General features: G+C 42.1%; 8 protein-coding genes. 2 read left to right on the top strand and 6 right to left on the bottom strand.

Annotation, left to right across the window (positions count from 1 at the left end):
* Positions 1 to 68 precede the first annotated feature (68 nt).
* A complete protein-coding gene (locus D1367_RS18460) occupies positions 69 to 1241 on the top strand; it encodes an extracellular solute-binding protein (protein WP_181984878.1) in 1173 nt (390 codons plus the stop codon).
* A gap of 257 nt (positions 1242 to 1498) precedes the next feature.
* Here the strand turns inward: D1367_RS18460 and D1367_RS18455 are convergent, their stop codons facing one another.
* The 5 genes from D1367_RS18455 to D1367_RS18435 form a co-directional block, all read right to left on the bottom strand.
* Positions 1499 to 2026, bottom strand: coding sequence for a hypothetical protein (locus D1367_RS18455; RefSeq protein WP_118167680.1), 528 nt, complete (start codon positions 2024 to 2026; stop codon positions 1499 to 1501).
* An 86-nt stretch (positions 2027 to 2112) separates the two neighbouring features.
* Positions 2113 to 2886, bottom strand: a complete 774-nt coding sequence (locus D1367_RS18450; RefSeq protein WP_118167679.1) for a class I SAM-dependent methyltransferase — start codon at positions 2884 to 2886, stop codon at positions 2113 to 2115.
* A gap of 67 nt (positions 2887 to 2953) precedes the next feature.
* Positions 2954 to 3676 (bottom strand): trypsin-like serine peptidase, encoded by a 723-nt coding sequence (locus D1367_RS18445; protein WP_228674820.1) that lies wholly within the window; start codon positions 3674 to 3676, stop codon positions 2954 to 2956.
* Between the two features lie 96 nt (positions 3677 to 3772).
* Entirely contained in the window at positions 3773 to 4111 is a 339-nt protein-coding gene (locus D1367_RS18440) for a hypothetical protein (protein ID WP_181984877.1), read from the bottom strand.
* Between the two features lie 611 nt (positions 4112 to 4722).
* Complete coding sequence (locus D1367_RS18435) at positions 4723 to 8616, bottom strand: CHAT domain-containing tetratricopeptide repeat protein (RefSeq protein ID WP_118167677.1); 3894 nt, start codon at positions 8614 to 8616, stop codon at positions 4723 to 4725.
* Positions 8617 to 8915: 299 nt separating this feature from the next.
* Here D1367_RS18435 and D1367_RS18430 point away from each other — a divergent pair, with 299 nt between their 5' ends.
* Complete coding sequence (locus D1367_RS18430) at positions 8916 to 9539, top strand: Uma2 family endonuclease (protein ID WP_118167676.1); 624 nt, start codon at positions 8916 to 8918, stop codon at positions 9537 to 9539.
* Here the strand turns inward: D1367_RS18430 and D1367_RS18425 are convergent.
* Positions 9534 to 12107 carry a U32 family peptidase gene (locus D1367_RS18425; protein ID WP_420845948.1) on the bottom strand — a complete coding sequence of 858 codons (2574 nt, stop codon included), beginning with the start codon at positions 12105 to 12107 and terminating at the stop codon, positions 9534 to 9536. The two genes, D1367_RS18430 and D1367_RS18425, sit on opposite strands and share 6 nt — an antisense overlap.
* Positions 12108 to 12181 lie beyond the last annotated feature (74 nt).

Below are 12181 nucleotides of genomic sequence, written 5' to 3'. Positions count from 1 at the left end.
AACTAGTCAGCCTCTGGTGAATCTCTGCTTAATATTAGGTATAATCAAAAATCTCAAATCCAAAATCAATGGATCGACGGTCTTTTTTGCTAGGTACAAGCACACTGGCACTTTCACAACTGCTTTTTGGCTGTGGTGGAAACAACCAGACGCAACTAAAAGTACAGTTATTAAAAGGTTCTATACCTGGTCAGGTGGTTAATCAGTTCCACAAAGGTTTGCAGCAACAGGTGCAGTTAAAGTTTACTCCAGTTGAGCAGATACAAGGTTTATTTCAGCAATTACAAAATTGGCAGCAGAAACCAAAAGCCACTGATGAGCAGGGATGGAAACGCTTTATACCCTTTATGCAAGGTCAAAAAACAGCTGATGCAGACCTAGTGACATTGGGAGATTACTGGCTAAAAGCAGCTATTGAGCAGAAACTGATTCAACCACTGCAAGAGGTACAGGGAAACCAATTAAAGCAGTGGTCTGCTTTAGATGAAAAGTGGAAACAATTGGTAACGCGCAACGACCAAGGTAACTTGGATACTCAAGGGAAGGTGTGGGGTGCGCCTTATCGGTGGGGTAGCACAGTAATTGTTTATAACCGTGACAAGTTGCGAAAATTGGGATGGACGCCCAAAGATTGGAGTGATTTGTGGCGAGATGGAGTGCAGCAGCAGATTTCTCTACTTAATCAACCACGAGAAGTTATTGGTTTGGTCTTAAAGAAGCTAGGAAAATCTTATAATACAGAGAATCTTGACCAAGTACCAGACTTGGAAAAGGAATTACAGACATTAAATCAACAGGTAAAGTTCTACAGTTCCAATAACTATTTAGAACCTCTAATTATGGGAGATACTTGGCTAGCGGTTGGTTGGTCAAGCGATGTATTGCCTGTTCTGGGACGTTATCCGCAACTTGGCGCAGTTATTCCCCAGTCAGGAACAGCAATCTGGGCAGACTTGTGGGTACGTCCGGCAGGTATTACTACTAAGAGTAGTTTATCAGATCAATGGATTGACTTTTGTTGGCAACCAAGCACAGCTAAACAAATTTCGGTGCTGACCAAAAGTAATTCGCCAATTTCTACAAATATTACTGCTTCTGATATCCCAGAACCATTATGGAGTTTGTTAGAGAGCGATGTCTACGACGGGCGCGAAGTTTTTGATAAAAGCGAATTTTTGCTTCCCTTACCCCCATCAGCAATAAAACAATACGAGTCTTTATTCGCCAAAATTAAGGTTTAATTGGGTATTGGGTATTGGGTATTGGGTATTGGAATTTTCCCATCTCCCTCATCGCCCCCAATTTCTAACTCCTAACTCCTAACAGACGCGATTAATCGCGTCTCTACAAACTTCTAACTCCTAACAGACGCGATTAATCGCGTCTCTACAAACTCCTAACTCCTAACAGACGCGATTAATCGCGTCTCTACAAACTTCTAACTCCTAACAGACGCGATTAATCGCGTCTCTACAAACTCCTAACTCCTAACTATTTACTAGAGTAAACGCTCTAACCCTATCTTGTTCTTAACAGTCGTTTGGATACTGCATAAAGCTGGACTTGTACTAAAGTTGCAAGTATAGGTTGCTAAGGGTTCTTTTTGATAATTAAATACCCGGATGTTGTAACCAAAGTTCCGTGCAGTGCTACCCAAGCGATTTACGAAGTCGTAGCGCTCTACATAGTCTAGTAAGCTCCAAATTTGCTGATTCACGATCAAGTCTACTCGTGCAGGTTCTTTTTCAGAAGCTGGATATGCTATCCAATTATCCAATAGCTTTTTCTCAGAGTTTGCTTGTGCCCACCATAAACTAGGAACGGTTAATCGTTCTGGGTTTATGGTGTTAGCTGTGATTACATAGTCTTTTGGCTTGGTCAATAAGTCTAGTTCCAGAGGCGCATTAGAAGGCGATGGTATGCGGGGGGTTTGCGCTAGCGAGGGGGGGACTAGTAAAGTGGTGAGGCTAATGGTTAGTAATAATGAAAGTGATCTCTGGCGATCGCACAATTTAGGTATATGCATAAATAATTCGTAATTCGTAATACTTCGGCTACGCTCAGTACCAGTTCGTAATTCGTAATTAAGGCAATAGTAAAAATTCGCACAATTTAAAGTTTAATGGCAACGATGCGAATTCTTCGATAATCTGCTGTCCAAGTTCCTTGTTGATACAGTGTTGGCTTAAGATACTCCTCAACGACGCGAATTACTTGTATTTGTTGCTCACCAGACAGTCCTGCTAAAAAAGTGCTGGCGAACATCTCAATCCAGTTTGCCATACCTGCTTCTCCTTCTGCTAAAGGAGTTGGACGAGCAAAAAGCATGGCATAAATGACATCAAAGCCTTGCTGTTCTAGTAAGGTTGCGTATTCACCAATACTAGGGAAATACCACGGATTTAGGGCTTGTGTGGAGATATTAATTCCTTGTAAGGCACTTTCTAAAGCTGTGGCGATCGCTTGTACATTTCCCTTACCACCAAATTCTGCCACAAAACGGCCTCCGGGTTTTAGGGATTGATGGATGGAAGCGATCGCACTATCTGCTTCTTTCACCCAATGCAATACAGCGTTGGAAAACACAGCATCTAATGGCTTGTCTACTTGAAAATTTGCCGCATTTGCAACATCAAAGCGGATATCGGGATAGTTTTCTCTTGCCTTTTCAATCATTGCAGGTGCGCTATCAATTCCCCATACATCAGCACCAGCTTGGGCAATTTTTTCTGTGAGTTGTCCCGTACCACAGCCGAGATCCAAAATGGATTCTCCTGGCTGAGGGTTGAGTAATTGCAATAAGTCTTCGCCATATTGCCAGACAAAGGCGTGTTTATCTTCGTAAAGGGAAGTGTCCCAATTATTGCTTGTCGAAATATTATTCATAAGATTTTATGGTGTGTAGAGACGTTGCATTGCAATATCTCTACATTAAATTAGAGCGATCGCTGGTTTACTTTCTACCAGTCAACTTATCCAAGAAATCCATTTTCACTGCAAAGTTGATAATATCTTGCCCTGTGATAAGATTTTTAGCCTCACCATTATTCAAGGCGACAATATACGGCAGACCATCAATTACATCGATAATGGGGCCACCTGAAGAACCGCTTGCGGTGGCACAATCATGATAGAAATGGTTTGACTCCTCACCAACAATGCTACAACCATTTTCATAACCAGCTGTCCAGCCTTTGCCGGCAGTCAAGAATTCATAGCCTTCTTTGCTGGGGTCTGGATAGTCACTAGAGTAACCAACAAAGAACAGTTTTCCTCGCTTCTGTTTAATCAAAGTAGAAGCAGGCACAGATTGCCATCCTAAATAACCATATTTACGACCCAATGGCTGATTAATTACGATCAATGCCCAGTCATTGCTTTGATTTTGGACGTTATCAAAGCCGCCATTCTTGAAGTCTGTACCATAAAGTACGTTTTTCGCAATATTTTGTACTGTAGCAATATCTTTAGAACTTTGGGACTTGCCATTAATAGCATTGGGTATAAACCGAAGTTCTTTACTGAGTTGATGAGTTTCAGGGTCAATTACACAGTGAGCGTTTGTCAAAACTATATCACTAGCAACCAGTGTGCCTGTACAATAATAGCTTTTAGCATCGGCTGCTGTGCCTTGCACTCGTCCGATAGTTGACCATTTTTTGAATTCAAAATTCAAAATTCAAAATTCTGTTAGGAGTAAGAAGAATAATTTTGAATTAATTAATTCGCTCTTTTCTTGCCCCCACTGATTCAAAGAATCAGTGGTCTACAATCAGTGGCGGGTTTCAAGCCCCCACTGATTGTAATAATGAAATTGATAATTTTGAATTTTGAATTGTTTTGACCAAGGATAATTTCTACTCAGCATGGGGATACGGTTATCTATACCTGTGGGGATACCGCGATCGCTATCATAAGGTTTTTCCGACTGTTCGAGATCATCAGGTTTGAAGGGTTTACCATCCCCTACCAAATTCAGCTGTTCTGTATTTGGCGATATCGGTGATTCTGTTTCTGCTTGGACTGATATCCAACCACCTAAAGCGGTAAAACCGACAATTCCGGCGATAAAGAAAGCAAGCAGTTGTTTGTAAATAGACGGTTTACGCATTGATTTTACTCCTGAATTCAAAGTGAAAATTTGAGATTAGGGATTTCCAGCAAATAAATTGCTACTAATTGTGGGGTGGGCATCTTGCCCGCCCAATCGATATGGCGGGCGAGACGCCCACCCCACAAGAAATAATTGAATATTTTTTCTTTGGAAGTCCATTAGACCTCTGTTTTGCGAGGAGATAGGCTTTAAATTGCGTTTTCTTTCAGTTCTCTCTCCTTTTAGGCTACGGTGTACACACAAGGACTTTCGTTCAGAACACAAGGACTTTCGTTCAGAACACGAGGACTTTCGTTCAGAACACGAGGACTTTCGTTCAGAACACGAGGACTTTCGTTCAGAACACGAGGACTTTCGTTCAGAACACAAGGACTTTCGTTCAGAACACAAGGACTTTCGTTCAGAACACAAGGACTTTCGTTCAGAACACAAGGACTTTCGTTCAGAACACAAGAACTTTTGTTCAGAACACAAGTATTTTTTGAGCCAATGAGTGAATGAAACAGCTTTGCTTTTCAAGAGGGGTTGGGGGGATTAAAAGTCTGTGGAGCCACTCTAAAAGACTTGTGTGTACACGATAGCCTAAAAGGAGAAGGTCAATTAAGTATTCATCGCCACTCACCTTGGAGGGTGAAAGCCGCCCAATAACGGGGATGTTTCCATTCTGGATTTTTCAAATCCTTTCCTTGAAAATCTTTCCCTTGCCACATTTGGCGTTGGGCGACATTAAGGGCGGCGGCGGGAGATTTTTTTTGTTCCAATATTTGTTTGTAGAATCCAATCATTAACTCCTTGGTAGATTGATCGTTCACGTTCCACAGAGACACGGTAACTCTAGCTGCACCTGCATACATAAAGCCTCTTGTCAAGCCCACCAGCCCTTCACCTTGGACATCATCGCCTAGTCCACTTTCACAGGCACTTAGCACTATCAACTCTGCTGGTAAGTCGAGGTTAAAAATATCATTGAGCCGCAGGAAGCCTCTGGTTTGGGGTTTACCTTTTCTATCTACGAGAGACAGCACGATACCTGATGAGGCTGGGTTTACAGGGTCGAAAATGCCGTGAGTTGCAAATAGCAGATAGCGATATTGGCTCAACTGTTTACTAGTTGCAAAGTTGTAGTTAGCATCAAAGTCAAAGGCGGAAAGCTTTTCACCAGGAGAATTAACCAAGCCAAGAATCGCCTCTCCTTCGTCTTTTGTACCTGGGAGTGGGTCTAATTTGTCTTTATTGATGTTTCTCAAAGACGTTTCTAAAGTTGAGCGATCGAGGTTGTTTTCTACAGTTGAGGGTTGACTATTTTTCAACCGTCCATCATCAACAGTAAACACAGGATTAGCGAGAACGGCTAGAGTTTTGGGTGCAATCTTGCGTCCTTTGAGTTTCTTTCTGTGAGTTGCGAGACTAGATATTGAAGGGAGATTGACAATTTCATGATTCACAACTAGGGGTTGATATTCTGCACTGGCTGGCGATTTTCTCAGTTCGTTTAAAGCTGCGAATGGCACTTGATGCAAAATTCCATCAGCAACGATAACTAAACGTTTATTACCCAACTTCCCAGCTACTGGTGCGAGGATAATTTGACTGAGTGCGTCTGCTGCTTCCCCTGTATTTGCAACAGCTTCGGCGTTGTCTTCTGCGGTTGCTCCCTGATTTAGTGGCTGCTTTACAAAACTGTTAAATTTCTTTGCTGCTTTCGCTATCTTTTCTTGTCCTGGGAGTTCGTAGCTTTCCAAAGAGTTAGGAGTGACTACCCACAGATAACTGCGTTCTTCACCCAAAGAATATTGCAACATTACGGTATCTTGATCTAGTTGTTGTTGAATTCCTGACAATTCCAGTACGTCTTTTGGGTCAATTAATTCTGCACGTTCTGGGTTAGTCGCCCTGATTTTTTCAGAAATTGATTGCGATTCTTGGATAATATTTGTAATTTCTTGTTTGGTTTTTGCGATCAGTTCGGTGGGTGGTTCATTTCGACTCAATAAGTCGGATAAAAACTTATCTTTGGCATTCAATTTAAAATTTAAACGGCGTTCTTCTGCTAATAGTTGGGGATCAACGTCTTTACGGAGATTGACATTACCTTCTTTTAACAGTTCGACTAATACCCTGGCGCGAGAACGTTCGCTAATGTGCAATGCTAATGCGTTGTATCCTTTTGATGGGCCTTTTTTGTGCAACTGCATCAACAAGTCGATGTAGAATTTGTAATAATCTTGCACTGTGGCGAAGTATGAAGAACGTAAATCATCGCTGTTGACTTTGCTGCGCGTATTCTCAATGATGTTTATGACAGTTTCTATGTGCGTCTTGGCTTGGTTGAGATTTCCTCTGTCGCGCTCAATGATGGCTATTTTATAAAGTGAATGAGTTTGGTAATATATTTCACCAGTTTTCTGCCTTAGCTTCAGTTCTTGGTTGTAAGCCTCTATCGCCTGCTGCGGCTGCTTCATAGAGGTGTAAATCTTACCTCGGATTCTGTAGGCGGTAGCTTGTGATGATACATCTCCTAGCTGCTGGGATACCAATAAATGTTGTTTGTTTGTATCAAGGGCATTTTGATAATCTCCTGCACCTTCATAGGCGGTGCTTAAAGCACGAAGGGCAGTCCTTTCACCTTCTTTGATATTCTTTTTATGAGACAGTTCTAAAGCTTGTTTAGCCTTAGCAATAGCTTTGGGATATTCCTTTAATAACTCATAAGCCCTGACAGTAGAAGAAAGAATATAATTTTTTATAAAGTATCTTTCTCCGGCATACTTTAACGCATCCTCAAAATATTTCAATGCTTGATGGCAATCTTCTGCTTTTTTTTGATAAAAGCAGAGTTCTAGATAAACAGTGGCTATCCTATAAAAACCAGTTGCTATCAAACTCGGATTGCTTTGCTGATATATCTTCAAAACTTCCTTATACTTATCAATGCTTAAGTCATAGGCTCCTAAATTTTGGTACACCCCAGCTATCTCATAGAGAGTCTTTGATTCTAGAATAGGATTTTGCTGTCTTTTAGAAATTTCTAGTGCTTGGTTAAAGAGTATATCTAGGGCTTGTTGAAATTCACTTGAATTTGTATGAATAGAGGCAATGCTTACAAGTGTTTTAGCTTCTCCTTGAGAATCATGAATGTCGCGTTGAAGCTTTAGGGCTTGATTGAGATTCTCAAGAGCTTTTTGTGTCTCACCTAATTGATAGTACGCCCTACCAATACTGAAAATAAAATTTGCTTCCTGCTTGAAACTACCTACCTGACGAGCGATAGTTCTTGCTTTATTTAAGTAGACAATCTGCTGCTGTATATCACCCAGAAGCAAGTAGCTAGTGGCAATTGAATCGAAAATACTCATTTGGCTATCAAAAAAATCTCTACGACCAAATGGATTTTTTGTGTCCTGCTCTATTTGTCTTGCGTTTGTCTTTTGTAACTCTAATCCCTGCTGAAAATATTTCTCGGCTGAAGAGCGATCGCCCCTGGAACTGTAGACTAAACCTATATTTATAAATGTCTCTGCTTGTCCAAGTAAATCTTTAGTTTGACTGTATATTTTCAGTACTTGCTGATAGGAATCAAGCGCTTTATTTGTTTCACCCAATAGGCCGTAGTTTATAGCAATAACCCCAAGCGTCTTTGCTTGCCCTGGTAAATCATCATTTGCCTTTTGAATTGCCAAAGCTCTTTCTAAAAACTCACTCTCTTTTTTCGGTTCGCCAAATACTTTATAAACTACAGCAATGCCAAACAGTACATGAGCTTCTTCTTTGGGTTGTTTGTCAGCATGATATAGTGACTGTGCTTGGTTATAAGCATCAATCGCTTTTTGCTTTTCCCCTAATTCTTGATAAACATAACCAAGTGATGTTAATAATAAAGGTTTCCATTCACGAGCCTGTGATTGCTGTAATTCCTGCACAATAGCTAATGCTTGCTCCAAATATCCCACAGCTTTTGTGTTTTCTGTTAGGTAGTTGTAGATAATACCAATGTTATAAAGTGTAACAGCCTCTTGAAAAGGTGCTTCTTGAGGTTTTGCTGCACGCACTTCTGGTAATCTCCAGATTTTCAACGCTTCTTCGTATTTAGTAATTGCCTGTCGTACTGCTGCTGCTGATGGTTGATTCTGTAGTTGATCTCCTTCTTTTAACAGTTGGTGTGCTTTATCCCAAAGCGGCTTAATTTTAGCCTCGGCTTCACTTGGCGCAGGGTTTGTATTTTGTGGTTTTGCATCTGGCGACTGCGCTATTTTGACGTTAGCAGAGACTTTTTTCGCTATTTTTTCTGAAAACGAATCTGTATACCCTTGTTCTAGTGCAGCATCAATTGACTTTTGCGAGTCAGCTTGCATCTGTTGTCTTATCTGCAACCATCTACTTATCGATGTTGCACCTACCGCATCAGACAGAAAAAGCACACTCAGTAATACAGTTAAACTATAACGAGAAACCTGAGAAAATGAGCAGCAAAAATTACACTCAAACTTAGCGTTCTTCTTCATGCTGAAGCCTCAATCACCTTTCAGTTACTTGGGTTTAGATATTTATGGTTGAATTGCTTAAGGAATCTTTCTGTGATTCCAATGTTGAGTTTATAACGTTCATGAATCTGAACTAACATTGTTACCAAATTAGATACAAAATTTTGTCAAATCTTCTAGATTCCTCGTTTTGACGTTATTTAGCGAGGTTTTATGTACACAGAGATCCCCGACTTCTTTAAGAAGTCGGGGATCTGAGGGTCAAGTGAGCAATACCAAGTAATTTGCTAAACTCTAAACCAGAGTCAGGAGTAAGTGTGATGTTTCAAGCCTTACCAAAAGCGATCGCTTTTGAAGAATTCCTCAATTGGAAGCCAGACGGCGATCGCTATGAACTACACGATGGGGTAATTGTTGAAATGCAGCCAGTAGGAGATCATGAAGAGATTAATGGTTTTTTAGCGGGTGAAATCACTTTAGAGTTCAAACGATTAAAACTCCCATACATCATACCCAAGCAAGCACTAGTTAAGATTCCTGACAAAGAATCAGGTTATTCGCCCGATGTAATAGTGATAAATCAAAATAATCTTTCAGCAGAACCGATGTGGAAAAAGTCATCAACGGTTACTGAAGCTGCGTCGGTTCCCTTAGTTATTGAAGTCGTCAGCACTAATTGGAAAGATGATTATGCACACAAACTGGTTGACTACGAAACTTTTGGCGTTCCTGAATACTGGATTGTTGATTATTTAGCTTTGGGCGGTAGAAGGTACATAGGTAATCCTAAACAACCGACTATCTCCGTTTACTGTTTAGTTGATGGTGAGTATCAAGTTAACCTGTTTCGGGGTAGCGATCGCATCATATCGCCTACATTCCCAGAATTAAACTTGACTGCTGAACAGATTTTTCAAGCTGGGCGATCGCAAAATCAATTATGACCGCAATGCAGATACTCCCATAGGGCCACGAGTTACACCCAATTGATTTTGCAACTTCAACTCGCGCCAAAGTTGGGAACCTGTAATCTCACCTTGCAATAATTGACTATAAAAATGTATTGTTTTACTCACTTGTTCTGGTGTTTCATTGACAAACTCAATGCGGAAGTGACGTAACCCCAGTTCTATGAGGCGCTGTACGTACTCGGCTCCCGTTTGAGCAGTGCCATTAAATACAGTATTGCGGCAACCTACATCTGCTTTGAGAACGTGTTCAGTACCTACACGGTCTTTTAATTTAACTTCATGCTTATCACAAGGTCGTCCACAGTTAGTGTAGTCTGTACCCGTCGATAGAAAGGCACAAAATACACAATGCTCCATGTGAAACATTGGGATATGCTGATGGATTGTCACCTCAAACCACTGGGGTGGGCAACTGGTGAGCAGGTCTTGCAGTTGGGTAATATTCAGGTCATAAGATGCCGTCAGCCTTTCTAAACCAAAGCGTTGCTGAAAGTAGTCTGCTGTTAAGGCATTAGCAACGTTGAGCGAAAAATCTCCAATACAACGGTCTGCTGCAAAGAATTGCAGTTGGTCATAGTTCCGTATCAAATAGCCATCTGCTTCACAAGCACGTACTTGCTGCAAAATCCAGTTTTCTCCTGGTTTGGTAATTCGGGGTGGTGCAACCCAAATTGTGGGGAGTTGGGAGTTAGGAGTTAGGAGTGCTGAGTTATGAGTTAAAAGTGAAGAATTTTCTGCTTTGTTTTTTTGCTGTTGCTGGCGCACCATTTGCACCGCTTCTTGGTAGGCACGGGGGTCTTCAAATTCACAATACAGTGTTTCAACACCAGCTTTGAGGGCGGCTTGGAGTTGCTTGAGGTTACGTACTAAGACTATAAGTGAGGGAGGTGAGGGAGATGAGGGAGATGAGGAGGGGAGTAAGTCTTGGAAAGAGACATGAGAATGTAATTGCCAGCGTTTGGGTTGACTCCGCAATTCTTCCAACTGCACGACAATTTCCCGTCGCATCCGGTTTAACTCACTTACGGGTAGCATAATTGCACCGATGAGGTGGTTGGTTAGGGTTCCTAAACAGAAGGGGGTGTTACCTAAACGACCGAATTGTTCTTGTAAACGGTTTGTATCTAAGGGTTTGGTGTGCGCCTCCACCAGGGAAATTGCAGACTCTACTTGGACAATATTACCGAATTTATCGCGGGCGATCGCAATTAACGCCTGACCAACTTCTCCATAAACCTCCAAGTCAATCGGACGTTGAAATTGGGGATTTTCGCCAGCAAAACTCTGACGTAGTTGCTTATCTAATTCTGGATCGCTGGTTTTCCAAATGCGATCGCCTGTATGCACTCGCCGCAGGTTCAAGTCATTTCGACCAAAGGTCAGCATGGTTTCTTTACCTTTGGACACCACAGCATAAACCCGGCCGCCTTCTTCCTTCGCCTCTGGATGACCGCAGTCAAACACAATTCCATCTCCCGGTTTAACAGGCGCTTCCAGTTTGACTGTTACTTGTTCGTTGTGAATGCGGCTAACTTCACCTAAATAAACCCCACGTTTTTTACCAAAGCGGGCGTGAACTAGTTCCTGATTATTAATCCCGCCAAACCAACCCGTGTAGAGTCCGCGAGAAAATGCCATTTCTAGGTTGTAGTGTTCTTGATCTGTTTGACCTCTCCCCCAGCCCCTCTCCGAAACGGAGAGGGGAGTCTTTATTCCCCCAACGCTAGTAGGGAAGGGGGTTAGGGGGTTAGGTCTTTCCAATTCCTCCATCACGCTATCCAAAGCTTGCCGATAAACGCGGGTGACATTAGCAACATACTCTGGGGCTTTCAAACGACCTTCAATCTTGAGACAAGTTACTCCTGATTTGACCAAATCTGGTAGAACATCTAACCCTGCTAAGTCTTGAGGACTGAGTAAATATTTGCGTTCTTTTAAATTTACAACTTCACCATCAGCGATTAAATCGTAGGGCATCCGGCAAGCTTGGGCACATTCACCTCGGTTTGCAGAACGTCCGCCTAAAGCCTCGCTAGTCAAACACTGACCAGAATACGCTACGCATAAAGCACCGTGAACAAACACTTCTAAGGGCAGCGAAGTTTCTTGTTGGGCAATCTGCTGCTGAATTTTATTGATTTCCTGAAGAGAACATTCACGCGCCAACACTACCAATTGACAACCGAGGGACTTGGCAAATTCCACTCCCGCCGCACTGGTGATGGTCATTTGGGTGGAAGCATGGATGGGAAAATCGGGCGACAGGTGACGGATGAGACGGCATATACCAATATCTTGAACAATTACCGCATCTACACCTGCTGCAATAATTGTGCAGAGATATTGCTGTGCTTCTGCTAGTTCTTTGGGAAATATTAGCGTATTGACGGTGACATAACCCTTTACGCCCCGACGGTGCAGGAATGTCATTAATTGGGGTAAGTCTGCCTCAGTAAAATTTTGTGCCCGCATTCTGGCGTTGAAGCGATTCCAAACCGAAGTAAATCGCATCTGCCCCATTTTCCACAGCAGCTTTAGCACAGTCCCAGTTACCTGCTGGCGCGAGTAGTTCAGGGCGTTGAAGAGAAAGAGGGGGAGAGGGGCGATCGCTTTTC

Source organism: Nostoc sphaeroides, from assembly GCF_003443655.1.
GTDB classification, from domain to species: Bacteria; Cyanobacteriota; Cyanobacteriia; order Cyanobacteriales; family Nostocaceae; genus Nostoc; species Nostoc sphaeroides.
The sequence above is the reverse complement of the archived record's forward strand: the minus strand, read 5'-3'. Positions and strand labels throughout refer to the sequence as shown.

Excerpts from the sequence above, each read along its gene's own strand:
- D1367_RS18460 (WP_181984878.1), top strand. The coding sequence starts at position 69 with ATGGATCGACGGTCTTTTTTGCTAGGTACAAGCACACTGGCACTTTCA.
- D1367_RS18455 (WP_118167680.1), bottom strand. The coding sequence starts at position 2,026 with ATGCATATACCTAAATTGTGCGATCGCCAGAGATCACTTTCATTATTA.
- D1367_RS18450 (WP_118167679.1), bottom strand. The coding sequence starts at position 2,886 with ATGAATAATATTTCGACAAGCAATAATTGGGACACTTCCCTTTACGAA.
- D1367_RS18440 (WP_181984877.1), bottom strand. The coding sequence starts at position 4,111 with ATGCGTAAACCGTCTATTTACAAACAACTGCTTGCTTTCTTTATCGCC.
- D1367_RS18435 (WP_118167677.1), bottom strand. The coding sequence starts at position 8,616 with ATGAAGAAGAACGCTAAGTTTGAGTGTAATTTTTGCTGCTCATTTTCT.
- D1367_RS18430 (WP_118167676.1), top strand. The coding sequence starts at position 8,916 with ATGTTTCAAGCCTTACCAAAAGCGATCGCTTTTGAAGAATTCCTCAAT.